Origin of the sequence: Micromonospora sp. NPDC005257, from assembly GCF_042872445.1 — a bacterium.
GTDB lineage: Bacteria > Actinomycetota > Actinomycetes > Mycobacteriales > Micromonosporaceae > Micromonospora.
In genome coordinates, this window is the sequence record NZ_JBIAKL010000001.1 from 492,090 (window position 1) to 505,732 (window position 13,643).

Annotated in this window: 13 protein-coding genes; 4 read left to right on the forward strand and 9 right to left on the reverse strand. The window is 73.9% G+C overall.

The features are described from left to right. The first annotated feature begins 137 nt into the window (after positions 1–137). The 3 genes from ACFYO8_RS01925 to ACFYO8_RS01935 all read left to right on the forward strand — a co-directional run bounded on the left by ACFYO8_RS01925 (position 138) and on the right by ACFYO8_RS01935 (position 4,010). Entirely contained in the window at positions 138–2,078 is a 1,941-nt protein-coding gene (locus tag ACFYO8_RS01925; protein ID WP_354863878.1) for an ABC transporter ATP-binding protein, read from the forward strand. A 77-nt stretch (positions 2,079–2,155) separates the two neighbouring features. After that, on the forward strand, positions 2,156–3,205 hold the full coding sequence (locus ACFYO8_RS01930; RefSeq protein ID WP_354863876.1) for an aldo/keto reductase: 1,050 nt from the start codon (positions 2,156–2,158) through the stop codon (positions 3,203–3,205). 262 nt (positions 3,206–3,467) lie between these two features. After that, a complete protein-coding gene (locus ACFYO8_RS01935) occupies positions 3,468–4,010 on the forward strand; it encodes an RNA 2'-phosphotransferase (RefSeq protein WP_354863874.1) in 543 nt (180 codons plus the stop codon). Between the two features lie 7 nt (positions 4,011–4,017). On the opposite strand, the gene ACFYO8_RS01940 is transcribed toward ACFYO8_RS01935, so the two are convergent. The 6 genes from ACFYO8_RS01940 to ACFYO8_RS01965 form a co-directional block, all read right to left on the reverse strand. Next, the gene (locus ACFYO8_RS01940) at positions 4,018–5,301 is read right to left on the reverse strand and encodes a sulfite oxidase (RefSeq protein WP_354863872.1); all 1,284 of its coding nucleotides are present in this window, start codon (positions 5,299–5,301) and stop codon (positions 4,018–4,020) included. 84 nt (positions 5,302–5,385) lie between these two features. After that, on the reverse strand, positions 5,386–6,024 hold the full coding sequence (locus ACFYO8_RS01945) for a hypothetical protein (protein WP_354863870.1): 639 nt from the start codon (positions 6,022–6,024) through the stop codon (positions 5,386–5,388). Then, positions 6,021–7,427, reverse strand: a complete 1,407-nt coding sequence (locus tag ACFYO8_RS01950; RefSeq protein ID WP_355096334.1) for a selenium-binding family protein — start codon at positions 7,425–7,427, stop codon at positions 6,021–6,023. Before ACFYO8_RS01950 ends, ACFYO8_RS01945 begins: the two co-directional genes overlap by 4 nt. 16 nt (positions 7,428–7,443) lie before the next feature. After that, positions 7,444–8,169: an ABC transporter ATP-binding protein gene (locus ACFYO8_RS01955; protein ID WP_354863866.1), complete on the reverse strand. Its 726-nt coding sequence runs from the start codon at positions 8,167–8,169 to the stop codon at positions 7,444–7,446. Continuing rightward, the gene (locus ACFYO8_RS01960; RefSeq protein ID WP_354863864.1) at positions 8,142–8,978 is read right to left on the reverse strand and encodes an ABC transporter permease; all 837 of its coding nucleotides are present in this window, start codon (positions 8,976–8,978) and stop codon (positions 8,142–8,144) included. The genes ACFYO8_RS01955 and ACFYO8_RS01960 overlap by 28 nt, the downstream gene beginning before the upstream one ends. After that, positions 8,975–9,946: a sulfonate ABC transporter substrate-binding protein gene (locus ACFYO8_RS01965; protein ID WP_354863862.1), complete on the reverse strand. Its 972-nt coding sequence runs from the start codon at positions 9,944–9,946 to the stop codon at positions 8,975–8,977. Before ACFYO8_RS01965 ends, ACFYO8_RS01960 begins: the two co-directional genes overlap by 4 nt. Before the next feature lie 143 nt (positions 9,947–10,089). Between ACFYO8_RS01965 and ACFYO8_RS01970 the strand changes: the two genes are divergently transcribed. Next, the gene (locus ACFYO8_RS01970; RefSeq protein WP_355014839.1) at positions 10,090–11,256 is read left to right on the forward strand and encodes an LLM class flavin-dependent oxidoreductase; all 1,167 of its coding nucleotides are present in this window, start codon (positions 10,090–10,092) and stop codon (positions 11,254–11,256) included. 34 nt (positions 11,257–11,290) lie between these two features. On the opposite strand, the gene ACFYO8_RS01975 is transcribed toward ACFYO8_RS01970, so the two are convergent. From ACFYO8_RS01975 to ACFYO8_RS01985, 3 genes are all read right to left on the reverse strand, one after another. Further along, a complete protein-coding gene (locus ACFYO8_RS01975; protein ID WP_354863858.1) occupies positions 11,291–11,800 on the reverse strand; it encodes an NUDIX domain-containing protein in 510 nt (169 codons plus the stop codon). 166 nt (positions 11,801–11,966) lie between these two features. After that, a complete protein-coding gene (locus ACFYO8_RS01980) occupies positions 11,967–12,641 on the reverse strand; it encodes a peptidoglycan recognition family protein (RefSeq protein WP_354863856.1) in 675 nt (224 codons plus the stop codon). A gap of 89 nt (positions 12,642–12,730) precedes the next feature. Beyond that, positions 12,731–13,477: a lysozyme gene (locus ACFYO8_RS01985; protein WP_354863854.1), complete on the reverse strand. Its 747-nt coding sequence runs from the start codon at positions 13,475–13,477 to the stop codon at positions 12,731–12,733. Positions 13,478–13,643: the final 166 nt, after the last annotated feature.

Consider the following 13,643-nt stretch of genomic DNA (forward strand, 5'->3'; position numbering starts at 1 on the left):
GGGCGGGACTTTCCGGCCGCCGGCGGCGGACACGCCCGTCGGGACGCCTGCACGACACGCCGATCACAGAATGACATTGGTCGATAGCGGAACGTAGTATCCAGCGTTGCTGCCTGATCGCGCGCCGAGGGGGTGCCATGGCCGGGGTGATCCACCCTCGTCCACCGTCCGACCCGCAGGAGGAGCCGGCGGGGGAGACCACCCTGCCCGAGCTCGTCGATCCGCACTGGATGCACCGGGCCACCGAACTGGCCCACACCGGCTTCTGGTCGGTGGCGCGCCGGTTGCCCGCGCTGATCCGCGAGGCGATCAGTCTCGCCTGGGCGACCAGCCGCCGGGACACCGCCGCCTCGCTGGGCCTCAACGTCGCCGCCGGCGTGCTCACCACGCTGGGCCTGCTCGCCACCACCGGGGTGCTCCACCAACTGTTCGCGGCGGGTCCGACACCGGACCGGATCCGGGCGGCGCTGCCCGCCCTGGCAGTGGCGGCGGCCGCCGTCGCCGGGCGCGGCGCGCTGACCATCGCCGCCGGATGGGCGCAGGCCCGGCTCGTACCGCAGATCAACTTCACAGTGGAGCGGCGGCTGTTCGAGACGACGTCCGCCGTGGAACTGGCGGCCTTCGACGACGCCGGCTTCGCCGAGGAGATGGACCGCGCCCGCGACCGGGGACTGGCCGAGGCGGGCTCCCTGGTCAACGACACGGTCAATCTGGTCACCGGCGTGGTCGGCGTGATCGCCACGGCTACCGCCGTGACGATCATCCACCCACTGCTGCTGCCCTGCCTGGTCGTCGCCGCCGCGCCGGAGGCGGTGACGGCGGTACGGATGGCCCGCCGCCAGCACGTCGACTGGCTCGCCCGCATCACCCGGCGGCGACGCAAGTGGATGCTGGGCGACCTGATGGCCAACCGGCACACCGCGGCCGAGATCCGCGCCTACCAGATGCGCGACTTCCTGCTCTCGGAATACCACCTCATGACGCGCCTGGAGACCCGCGCCGAGCTGCGCCTCGCCCGGGCGCAGACGGTCACCCGGGCGATCGGCCTGTCGATCACGGGCATCGCCACGTTCGGGCTCTACGTGGTGCTGGGCGCGTTGCTGGTGGGTGGTGTGGTGGCGCTCGCGGCGGCGGCCACCGCGCTGCTCGCGCTCCAGTCCGCGCGGACGAGCCTGCGCACGGCGGTCTTCGCCACCAACTCGCTCTACGAGGACGCCCTCTACTACCAGGACTACCGCGACTTCCTGGACCGGGCGACGCGGCGGATCCCGGCGGGCGGGCACCTGCCGGTCGCCGGGTTCGCGCGCATCGACGTCGAGCGGGTCAGCCTGCGCTACCCGGACACCGACACGGCGGCTGTCGACGAGGTGAGTCTGACGGTCCGGCGCGGCGAGGTGATCGCGCTGGTGGGGGAGAACGGCTCCGGCAAGACCACGCTCGCCAAGCTGATCGCCGGCCTCTACCGTCCCACCGGCGGCACGATCCGATGGGACGGCGTGGACGCCGCCGAGCTGGACCCCCGGCAGACCGCCGCCCAGGTCGCGGTCATGAGCCAGGACTGGTGGAAGTTCCCGTTCACCGCCCGGCAGAACATCCGGGCCGGCCGCCACGACCGCGCCGGCGGGCCCGGCCCCAGCGTCGAGACCGCCGCCCGCGACGCCGCGGCGCACGACATGATCAGCGAGCTGCCGTTCGGGTACGACACGCTGCTCGACCGGCAGTTCAAGAACGGGCAGGACCTGTCCGGCGGGCAGTGGCAACGGCTGGTGGCCGCCCGCGGGCTCTACCGCGACGCCCGGCTGCTGATCTGCGACGAGCCGTCCGCCGCGCTGGACGCACGTGCCGAGCACGCCCTCTTCCAGCACCTGCGTCGGCACCCGGACCGGGCCGTCGTGCTGATCACCCACCGGCTCGCCAACGTCCGGCACGCCGACCGGATCCTCGTGATGGACCACGGCCGGCTCGTGCAGTCAGGTGACCACGACACGCTGATGGCCCAGGGTGGGCTCTACCGCGAGCTGTTCGAGTTGCAGGCGGCCGGCTACCTCGCCGGCAGCGCGGAACCCGCCGACGGTTGACCTCCAGCGCACTCGAACTCCTACCGTGGCCGGACCGCGCGCCATCCGGCCGGCGCGGTGCAACCCAGGGAGTTCACATGCGCTATCGCGTCCTCGGCGGCACCGGCATCGAGGTCAGCGTCCACTGCCTCGGCACCATGATGTTCGGCGCGGTCGGCAACCCCGACCACGACGACTGCGCCCGCATCGTCCACGCGGCACTCGACGGCGGGATCAACTTCGTGGACACCGCCGACATGTACTCGGCCGGCGAGTCGGAGGAGATCGTCGGCAAGGCCCTGCGCGGCCGGCGCGACGACGTGGTGCTCGCCACGAAGGTGCACTTCCCGATGGGGGAGGGGCCCAACCGGGGCGGCAACTCGCGACGCTGGATCGTCCGGGCGGTGGAGGACAGCCTGCGCCGGCTGGGCACCGACTGGATCGACCTCTACCAGGTGCACCGTCCCGACCACACCACCGACGTCGAGGAGACGCTCGCCGCGCTCACCGACCTGGTCCGGGCCGGGAAGATCCGCGCGTTCGGCTGCTCGACCTTCCCGGCCGAGGAGATCGTGGAGGCGCACCACGTCGCCGAGCGGCGGGCGCTCGGCCGGTTCCGCACCGAGCAGCCGCCGTACTCGATCCTGGCGCGCGGCGTCGAGGCGTCGGTGCTGCCGGTGTGCCGCCGCTACCGGATGGGCGTGCTGGTGTGGAGCCCGCTGGCCTCCGGGTTCCTGTCCGGCCGGTACCGGCAGGGCCGGCCCGTCGACCTCGGCGCCGGCCGCCCGGCACTGACCCCGGCCCGGTTCGACCCGGCGCTGCCGGGCAACACCGCGAAGTACGCCGCCGTGGAGGAACTGGTCGCGCTCGCCGACGAGGTGGGCTGCACGCTGCCGCAGCTCGCCGTGGCGTTCACCGCCGCGCACCCGGCGGTCACGTCGACCATCATCGGACCGCGCACGATGGACCAGTTGGACGCGTTGCTCGCCGGGGCGGAGCTGACGCTCGACGACGCGGTGCTGGACCGCATCGACGAGATCGTCCCGCCCGGCACGAACCTCTACCAGCCCGACGGCGCCTGGTCCCCGCCCACCCTGACCGACCCGTCCCACCGCCGCCGCCCCCTCCCGGACCGGGCCGCCGCCTGACCCACACGCCCCTCCCGCTCTTCCCTCCGGTCCCGCCCACCCGCCACCCGCCCTTCCGCCCGTCGCGCCTCCGTCCCGACCCTCCGCTCCCCGGCTCGTCGATCATGGAGTTCCTGTCCCGGCAAAGAGCGCGAATCGGGCGCCCAAGGGGCCGGAACCGCAAGATCGACGAGGCGGGGCGGGCGGGGCGAGGGCGAGGGCGAGGGCGGAGTCGGCAGGGAACTGCGTCGACAAGGGACGAGGACGGAATCAGACTGGGCGGGTGGAACATCGGGATCTCGTTCGGGTGAGCAAGCGGCTGTCGCTGGCGTTGCGGCACCGGCCCGACGCGTTCGGGTTGCGGCTCGACCGGGCGGGCTGGGTGCCGGTCGCCGACGTGCTCGCCGGGCTGGTGATCAGCCGCGCCCAACTGGACGCCGTGGTCGCGGGCAACGACAAGCAGCGGTTCGCGGTGGAGCCCGGCCCGGACGGGGCCGACCGCATCCGCGCCAACCAGGGGCACTCCGTCCCGGTCGACCTCGGCCTGACCCCGGCCGCGCCGCCGCCCCGGCTGTTCCACGGCACCGGCGAGGCCGTGCTGGACGCGATCCGGGCGCAGGGGCTGCGCCGTGGCGGGCGGCACCACGTACACCTGTCGCCTGATGTGGCGACGGCCCGGCGCGTCGGCGCGCGCCGGGGCGGCGCGGTGGTGGTGCTGACCGTGGACGCGGCGGCGATGGCAGCGGCCGGGTACCTGTTCTACCGATCGGCCAACGGGGTGTGGCTGACCGACACCGTGCCGCCGCCCTACCTCAGCACCACCTGAGCGGCGGTCAGCAGGCGGTCACCGGGTGGGCCACCACGGCGTCGAACAGGTACGCGAGGTCGTTCGGCGCGGCCCGGTCGGGCTGCCGCGCGCCGGTGCTGTCGGTGGCGCGGGCGCGCAGGACGTGCCGGCCGGTGACCGGCGGGCGCCAGCGCGCGGTCCAGCGCTGCCAGGCGCCACCCCGGTCGGCCTCGACCAGATCGGCCGGGCGCCACCCGTCGCCGGTGTCCACCTCGACGTGCGCGATGGGGCCGTTTCCGGACCAGGAACGGCCGGTCAGCAGCACCTCCGCGCCGGCCGGCACCCGCGCGTCCCAGGCCAGCTCGAACGCGCTGCGCACCGGCTGGGCGGTGAGCACGGTGCCGTCGGTCGGGCGGCCGGGGCCGAACATCCGGTAGAACTGCGTGTTCCACGGCGAGAACAGGGGTGTGGTGGCGACCTCGATCGCGCCCACCCACTTGATCGAGGAGATGCCGACCCAGCCAGGCACCACGACCCGCACCGGGAACCCGTGGTCGGCGGGCAGCGGCTCGCCGTTCATCTCGTACGCCAGCAGCACGTCGTCGAGCGCCTTGGCGACCGGCATCGGACGGCGTACCCGGCCGAGGTTGACCCCGCCGCTGACGTAGTCCGGGTCGAGTCCTTCGGGCATCACGTCGACCGCCTCGTCGCGCAGCCCGGCCAGGCGCAGCACGGTGCCGAGCCGGGCCCCCCGCCATCGGGCCACCCCGACGCTGCCCAGGCCCCACGCCACACCCGGGGCCGGCTCGTCCTGCTGCTCGGCGAAGTAGCGCCGCCCGTTGCCGGCGCACTCCAGCAGGGCCGCGTGCTCCTCGGCGGGCAGCCGGCGCAGCTCGTCCAGGTCGAACTCGACCGCGTTGTCCCGGCTCGGCGCGCCGCGCAGGCCGTCGCCGAACAGCCGCAGCCGCCAGGTGGCCGCGTCCACGTGCGGGGTGACCGTGTGGTTGCGGACGAAGAAACGGTCGATCGGGACCACGTACCCCTGGCCGGCCATCGCCGACCAGTGCATCTCGGCGTTGGTGTCCAGCGGGCGCAGCAGCTCCGGCGGCAGCGGCTTGACGACCGGTGCGCCGGGGTCGACGCCGACCGGCGCGGACGCCACCGCCACCGGCTCGCGTTCCGCGGCGGCGGCGGTCACCGCGGCCATCGCCGCCCCCACCTCCAGCAGCCGCTCGCGGTCGACGCCCGGCCCGTGTGCCTGCCCGGCGAGCCACTGCCGGCTCCGGTCGGCGTCGTGGACGGCTTCGACGGGGGACGGGGACTGACTCACGGCTGACCTCCGGGATAGGCGACGCTGCCTTTCCTATTCAATCAGTAGGACTTCCCGTCGATCCAGCCCAGGTGGGGCGGTGGCTCACGTCGCGCCGATCAGCGTCACCACCCCGGCCGCCACCAGCGCGCCGGCCCAGAGCCGGTCGACGTTGAACCAGGCCCGGCGCAGCACACCGACGCCGAGCACCTCGTACACCAGCATGGCCACGGCCAGCGCGACGCCGAGCATGGCGACGGTGTGCACGGCCGCGGCGAGCAGGCCGGTCAACGCGCCGGACGGCGCGGCGGCCAGGTGCCCGGCGTGCGGACCGGCGCCGGCGGCCGGTTCGGCGAGCAGCACCGGCAGCAGCATCAGGCCCGCGCCGTGCGCCGCCGACATCAGGAACGACCAGGCGGTGAGCTGCGCCGCCGACAGCCGCATCCCGGCCCACCGGAAGTGCCGCTCGGACAGCAGCCGCCACAGCCCGAACCCGACGAGCAGCACCCCGCCGGTGACCGCGACCACTGTGCTCGCCGTCACCGACCGGGTCGCGCTCACCAGCGCGGCGACCACCGCCACCGACGCGAGGTGACCCGCGGCGATCGGCGGCAGCGCCGCCAGCAACGCCGCCCGGCGGCGCTCCTGCAGGCCCCGGGCCACCGCGAACAGCCAGCCCATCGCCGGGTTCAGGCCGTGGAACGCGCCGAGGCCGGCCAGCGCCGCCCAGGTCGCGCCGGTCACGGGAAGCAGTACGAGTCGGACGAGGCGTCGCCGCCCTGCAACCGGGTCTGGTGCACGCGCCGGCCACGGAACTCCTCCCCGCGCGGGAAGAACCGCGGGTCCGGCACGAGGCCGCCGCTCTCCGGGTCGACGTCGAGCTTCGCCACCCAGGCGCCCACCCCGTCGGGGTAGAACTGGTCGTCCCAGGCGCCGTAGAGCGAGTTGCTGACGTAGACGCGGCGGCCGTCGCGGCTGATCTCGACCATCTGCGGTCCGCCCGCCAGCGGCTCGTCGGGGAACGCCGGGTGCGGGGTGCGGTTGACGATGCCGCCGAGGCGCACCGCGCCGACGCGTACCGGGTGGAACGGGTCGCTGACGTCGTAGCGGATCAGCTCGCCGGTGCCCCAGCAGGACACGTGCAGGAACCTGTCGTCGACCGACAGGTCGATGTCGGTGACCAGCGGCGGCACCGCCCCGAACGGCTTGAGCAGGTCCGGCAGGTCGGCCGGGTCGGCCGGCTCGGCCGGGATGTCGATCACCTTGGTCACCGCCCAGGCGTCGCCGTCGCGGTGCCACAGCCAGATCGAGGCGGACAGGTCCTCGACGCTGATCACCACGCCGACGAAGCCGTACGACTTCGTCGGGTCGTGCGCGGGGCGCAGCTCCAGCGGCATCTGGTACTGGTCGCCGAGGTCGACGCGCTGCACGTGCCGGCGCTTCGCCAGGTCCCAGAAGTGGATCGCGTGCCCGTACCTGCGGCCCAGCAGCAGTTCCCCGACGATGCCGTCCTCGATCATCGACGGCGTGCCCCACTCGCTGGTGACCAGCACGTCCTGCGTGTAGTGCCACCAGAAGTCGTACGCCAGGAACTGCGGCCCCCGGTCGGCCTCCCACGCGCCGCGTACCTCGAACGTGGTGTGGTCGAGCACGGCGATGCCGCCCGGCCCCTCCTGCCCGTCCGCGCCGCCGAGCGCGGAGACATAGATGCCGTCCGGCCCGCAGTGCACGGTGTGCGGGCGGGAGTACCCGGCCCGCTTGCCGAGTTCCTCCGCCTCGATCACCTTGACCAGTTCGGGGCGGCGCGGGTCGGGCTTGGTGTCGAGCACGTGGATCCGGGACGAACGCAGCCCCGGCACGATCAGGTAGCGGCGCTCCACGTGCGGGTGCGGCGCGGTCGGGCAGAGCGCGCTGCTGCACGCGTTCCAGCCGAAGTGGTGCAGCTCGTCGCCGGTGTTCGGCAGCTCGGTCCAGCCCACCACCCGGCCGTACGAGTCGGAGTCCGGGTCGGTGTCGAGCACCGCGATGGCGTCGGGGCGCTGCCCGGCGCGGTCGAACGCGGCGACGTACGCGAGCTTCTCGGCCGGCGCGGTGGCGGCGAGCGTCGGGGAGGGGTAGAAGGTCGGGTCCGGGGTCCAGCGGGTCATGGGGTCTCCCTCGCGGTCAGGCGGCGGGTACGCCGAGACGGTCGAGCAGGTGGCGGCGCAGCGCGCCGAGGGCCGGGTCGTCGGGGCCCGGGGCCGGGCCGAGGCGTACCGGCACCTCCTCGGCGATCACGCCGTCGTCGAGGAGCAGGACGCGGTCGGCCAGCAGCAGCGCCTCCTCCACGTCGTGGGTGACGAGCAGCGCGGCGAAGCCGTGCTGGGCGCGCAGCCGTCGCAGCAGTCCCTGCATGCGCAGCCGGGTCAGCGCGTCGAGCGCGCCGAACGGCTCGTCCAGCAGCAGCAGGTCCGGTTCGCGGACCAGCGCGCGGGCCACCGCCACCCGCTGCGCCTGCCCGCCGGACAGCTCGGCCGGCCAGGCGCGACCCCGGTCGGCGAGCCCCACCTCGGCCAGCGCGCGGCCCACGCGCCCGCTCACGTCCGGACCGGTCAGGCCGAGCGCCACGTTGCCGGCCACCCGCTTCCACGGCAGCAGCCGGTGCTCCTGGAACACCACCGCCGCGGTGCCGTGCACCGCGTGCTCGCCGCCCGCGTCACCGTCGAGCCCGGCCAGCACCCGCAGCAGCGTGCTCTTGCCGGATCCGCTGCCGCCGAGCAGCGCCACCGTCTCCCCGGCGGCGATGGCCAGGTCGACCCCGGCCAGCACCGTCGCCGGGCCGAAGGAGCGGGTCACCGCCCGTGCGGTGAGCACCGGCCCGGTCAGGTCGCGCGCAGTCCGCGTCGCCACGCCAGCGTCCTCCTCTCCGCGTACCGGATGAGCAGGTCGGAGGCCAGGCCCAGCAGCGCGTAGACGAGCAGGCCGAGCACGACCACGTCAGTCTGGCTGAACTCGCGCGCCTCCATCATCAGGAATCCGACACCGGTCTGCCCGTTCACCTGCTCGCCGACGACCAGGCTGAGCCAGGCCGCGCCGATGGCCAGCCGCAGCCCGAGGAACAGCGACGGCAGCGCGCCCGGCAGCACCACGTGCCGCAGCCGGGCCGCCGCGCCGAGGCCGCAGGTGCGCGCCGCCTCCACCAGCCGTTCGTCGATGTCGCGGATGCCGGCGTACGTGTTGAAGTAGATCGGGAAGAACGCGCCGAGCGCGACCAGCGTGACCTTCAGCGACTCGCCGATGCCGACCCAGATGATCAGCAGCGGGACAAGGCCCAGGTGCGGCAGCATCCGGGCCATCTGCACCGGCGGGTCGACCAGGTCGTCGCCGAGACGCAGCAGACCGGCCGCCGCGCCGAGCACCAGCGCCAGGCCGGCGCCGATGAGCAGGCCGAGCGCGGCGCGGGTGAGCGAGTCGAGCAGGTGCACGCCGAGCGTGCCGTCCCGGGCCAGCCGCCACCCGGCGGCCAGCACCGCGCTGGGCGCGGGCAGCTTCTCGGGGGCGAGCAGCCCGAACCCCGCGGCGGCCTCCCAGACCAGCACCAGCACGACCGGGCTCACCGCGCGCCGCCACCGCCGCGACGCGCGGGCCCGCGACCGCCGCGGCGTCGCCCGGTCGGGTACGACAGGCGCGGTCGCCTCGGCCAGGGCCGGACCACTCACTGGAACGCCTCGTTGAACCGGCCGTCCACCCGCCCGGCGATGTCGACCGGTCCGGGCACCAGCTTCAGCTCCACGAAGCTGTCCGCGATGGCCTGCAACTCCGCGCCGATCTCCGGGGTGACCGGGGCGAGCGGCTTGGCGCTGCGGGCCAGCGCCCGGGTGGTCACGTCGAGCGGGATCTTCAGCTCCGGGGCGAGGACGGCGGCGCGCTCGGTCGGGTGGGCGATGCCCCAGTCGGTGGTCTGCCGGTACGTGTCCAGGAACGCCCGCACGTCAGCGGTGCGGTTCTTCACCGCGTCCGGCGCGGCCAGCACGTACTCGCGGTTGCCGGCCAGGCCGGTGGCGTCGGCGAGCACCCGCACGCCCGGCTGCTCGGCCAGCGCGAAGTAGGGATCCCAGATGATCCACGCGTCGACCTGCCCGTTGTCGAACGCGGGACGCCCCTCGGCGGGCTTGAGGTACCTGACGTCGATGTCGGCGAGCGTCATCTTGTTCGCCTCCAGCAGCTTCACCAGCAGCCAGTGCACATTGGAGCCCTTGTTCAGCGCGACGGTCTTCCCGCGCAGGTCGGCGAATCCACGATACGGGCTGTCCGCCTTGACCAGCACCGCCTCGCCCTGCGGGATCGGCTCGGACGTGCCGACCACGGAGAACGGGACCTTCCCGGCGGCGGCGAACACCGGCGGCGCCTCGCCGACCTGACCGATGTCGATCGAGCCGGCCTTGAGCGCCTCGGTCAGGGCCGGGCCGCTCTCGAACAGCGACCAGGTGACGTTCTTCGCCTCGCCGCGCGCCTTGACCAGGCTGAGCCCGCCGAAGCGCTGGTAGCCGATCCGCAGGGGGCGGTCGCCGCCGCCGCTGGCGTCGGCCGTCTCGCCGCCGCAGGCCGTCAGTGCCGTCGCGGCGACCAGCGCGAGGGTGGTGAGCAGCGCGGCCACCGGCCGGCGGCGCGATCTGGGGGTACGCATGGCGACTCCTCGGGGAGGTATGGACCCGGCCGTCGGCGGGCGACAGCAACCTACCAACCCGATAGGTTTTATGGGTAGGGTGTCGCAGTGGTCGTCCCACCACTCAGGAGGCGATCCGTCCGACCCCGCACCGGAGGTACACCATGCCGCTCACCTTCCACTGGTTCCTGCCGACCTACGGCGACAGCCGGGACATCGTGGGCGGCGGACACGGCGTACCGGTCGGCACCGCCGGTGGCGCCCGACCGGCCACTGTGGCGTACCTGGGACAGATCGCCCGCACCGCCGAGCAGCTCGGCTTCACCGGCGTGCTCACGCCCACCGGCGCCTGGTGCGAGGACGCCTGGCTGGCCACCGCCATGCTCACCGAGGTGACCGAGCGGCTGAAGTTCCTCGTCGCGTTCCGGCCCGGCCTGCTCTCACCCACCCTGGCCGCGCAGATGGCGTCCACGTTCCAGCGCCTGTCCGGCGGGCGGCTGCTGCTCAACGTGGTCACCGGCGGCGAGTCCACCGAGCAGCGCGGGTACGGCGACTTCCTGGACAAGGACGCCCGGTACGCGCGTACCGACGAGTTCCTGCACGTGGTGCGGGCGTTGTGGCGCGGTGAGACGGTCGACCACGACGGCGCCCACCTGCGGGTCCAGGGCGCCCGGCTCAACCGGCTGCCCGACCCGGTGCCACCCGTCTACTTCGGGGGATCGTCGGGTGCGGCCGGGCCGGTGGCGGTACGCCACAGCGACGTGTACCTGACCTGGGGCGAGCCGCCCGCGCAGGTGGCCGGCAAGCTGGACTGGATCCGCGGGCTCGCCGCCGAGGCCGGTCGCGAGCTGCGGTACGGCATCCGGCTGCACGTGATCAGCCGGGACACCGCCGAGGAGGCGTGGGCGCAGGCCCGCAAGCTGCTCGACGGCATCCCCGAGGCCGACGTGCGCGCGGTGCAGGAAGGGCTGCGGCGCAGCGAGTCCGAGGGGCAGCGGCGGATGCTGGACCTGCACGGCGGCTCCCGCGACGGGCTGGAGGTGTCGCCGAACCTGTGGGCCGGATTCGGGCTGGTCCGCGGCGGGGCGGGCACCGCGCTGGTCGGCAGCCACACCGAGGTCGCCGACCGGATCGCCGAGTACCACGCGCTCGGCCTGGGCGAGTTCATCCTCTCCGGCCACCCGCACCTGGAGGAGGCGTACTGGTTCGGCGAGGGCGTGCTGCCGATCCTGCGGCGGCGCGGGCTGCGGCGGCACCCGGCCGGCGAGCCGGAGACCGAGGCGCCCGCCGCCGTGCCGTTCTCACCCCAGCCGGTCCCGGCCCGCGGCTGACCGCGCCGCTCCCGGCACGCCGGAGCGGCCCCGGTCAGAGTGGGCGTCGACCGGCGAGGAAGTCGGCGAGCACCCGGGTGTGCGTGGAGAAGGCCAGCTCGACCGGATCGGTCAGCACCAGCCACTCGGTGGCCTCCTCGGTCGGCGCCGACGGCGGCAGGTCACCGGCCGACCGCTCGGGCAGCACACCGAAGACCATCATGGTGCCGCCCCCCGGGGCGCCGTGCACCGCGAACAGCCGCGCCTCGCCGGCCTCCGCCAGCAGCCCGGTCTCCTCCCGCAACTCACGCACGAGCGCCTCGGACCACTCCTCGCCGTACTCGATGAAGCCGCCCGGCAGCGCGAGCTGCCCACGCGCCGGTTCGATGTCGCGGCGTACCACCACCACGCCGAGCCCGTCCGGCGTGCGGACCGGCAGCACCGCCACCGCCACCGGCAGGGGATTGCGCCACACCGTCTCGCCGCAGGAGGGACAGACGCGCGGCCATCCGGCGCCCGCCGGGTAGGCGGTGCCGCAGAACGAGCAGTGCGAGTACGCGGTCACGCCGCAGCACGTTACCCGCATCCCGGAGGTGGCGGTCAGGCGTCCCGAAGGGAGCGGCGGACCCGTCCAGCCACGCGTCGATGTCGCGCAGCGGGGCGGGATCCACGGCGTGGAGGCGGCCGACCGGGGCGCCCGTCGCACCCGGGCGCCCCGCGTACCCCAGTGGTCAGCCGCCGAGGCGGGCGGCGACGGCGCGGCGCAGCTCGGGGAGGCGGTCGTGCAGCAGGCCCGGGCACTGCGTGTCGTTGAAGTCCTTGTGCCCGTAGATCTCGCTGGGCGCGATGCCGTACTGCTGGCAGGTGAACGCGCAGAAGGTGACGAGGCTGTTCCAGAGCGCCTGCGGCGGCTGCACGTCCAGGTAGATGCCGTCGTTCTCGATGCCGATGGCTTGGCTGTTCTGCCCGACGCAGTGCGCGCCCTGCACCATGCTCTGGCCGTGCAGCAGCCCGTAGAGGCTGCCGTGCCGGCCCTCGGTCAGGTAGCCGCCCCGGCTGTTCGTGAAGTGCTGCCCGGAGTCGAGCCAGCCGTTGCCGTCCATGTGCAGGTTCTGGATGTCGCGGGAGTTCCGGTACGCCTGGGCCAGGCTGTAGTCGGTGGTGTTCGGGAACGCCGTGTGATGGACGATGATCTTGTTGGGCCGGCTCGACACCACGCTCACCGGCGACGAGGGCGGGCGGGCGCCCCAGGTCGCGCAGTTCGCGATCGTCGGCTGGTCGACCCGGGTGGCGGCGGCCCGCGCGCCGGGACCGGCGCCGATCTGGGTCAGCGCACCGACGCCGGCGGCGGCGCCGAGCAGGACCGCGCCGCGCAGCACGGTCCGGCGGGGAACGGGAACAGGCATCGCAGCCTCCTGGCTGAAGGGGGCGCCGGATCGGCCGGTACGCCGGGCGTGGCGGGACCGGCACTGCCCGCCACGCCCGGTCGGCCGGATCAGCAGGGTCCGTTGCAGGCCAGCACGCGCAGCCGGTCGAGCGAGCCGTTCCAGACGTTCTGGTCACCGGGGAAGACCCCGGAGGAGGACCACTGCCAGAACGAGTACGTGCCCCAGCCGGCCGGCAGCGCGCCGACGCTGCTGGAGTACCGGGCGATCCACAGCGGGTTGTTGGCGGCGAACTGCGAGGTGTTGCCGGTGCAGGTGCTCCACCAGTCGGTGGTGGTGTAGATGGTCGCCCACCGGCCGGTGCGGGCGTAGTACTGGTTGACGAACGAGGCGATCCAGCTGCGCATCGACGCCTGGCTCAGCCCGTAGCAGGTGGCGCCGTACGGGTTGTACTCGATGTCCAGCGCGCCGGGCAGCGTACGGCCGTCCTTCGACCAGCCGCCGCCGTGGTCGACGAAGTAGTTGGCCTGGGTCGCGCCGCTGGTGGTGTCGGGGCGGGCGAAGTGGTACGAGCCGCGGATCATCCCGACGTTGTACGAGCCGTTGTACTGCTGGGCGAAGTACGGGTTGGTGTAGTACGTGCCCTCGGTCGCCTTGACGTAGGCGAACCGGGCGCCGTTCGCCCACGCCCCGGACCAGTTCACGTTGCCCTGGTAGCTGGAGACGTCCATGCCGGGCAGTCCGGCCGGGGCGGCGCCGGCGGGGGCCGCCCCGAACAGGGCCGCGGCGGCCACGGTGGCGGTGGCGAGCAGCGCGGTTCCGGCCGCGCGCAGCGCCGATCGGATGGATCTGTGCATCTGTCCTCCCTGGGGGTTGCCGCGCTCCGGCGGCGGGAGTATGACGAAGGGAACTGTCGTCATTAGGGCATAGGACGGAGAAACTTTTCAATAGAATTCATCGAAGAATCTCACTGGATAGGGTGCTCGGCCGAGCTGGGCGAGCGCCTCGGTGGCGGCGCGCTCG

Coding starts and splice junctions, on each gene's coding strand:
- ACFYO8_RS01925 (WP_354863878.1), top strand. CDS start 138: ATGGCCGGGGTGATCCACCCTCGTCCACCGTCCGACCCGCAGGAGGAG.
- ACFYO8_RS01930 (WP_354863876.1), top strand. CDS start 2,156: ATGCGCTATCGCGTCCTCGGCGGCACCGGCATCGAGGTCAGCGTCCAC.
- ACFYO8_RS01950 (WP_355096334.1), bottom strand. CDS start 7,427: ATGACCCGCTGGACCCCGGACCCGACCTTCTACCCCTCCCCGACGCTC.
- ACFYO8_RS01965 (WP_354863862.1), bottom strand. CDS start 9,946: ATGCGTACCCCCAGATCGCGCCGCCGGCCGGTGGCCGCGCTGCTCACC.
- ACFYO8_RS01970 (WP_355014839.1), top strand. CDS start 10,090: ATGCCGCTCACCTTCCACTGGTTCCTGCCGACCTACGGCGACAGCCGG.
- ACFYO8_RS01980 (WP_354863856.1), bottom strand. CDS start 12,641: ATGCCTGTTCCCGTTCCCCGCCGGACCGTGCTGCGCGGCGCGGTCCTG.
- ACFYO8_RS01985 (WP_354863854.1), bottom strand. CDS start 13,477: ATGCACAGATCCATCCGATCGGCGCTGCGCGCGGCCGGAACCGCGCTG.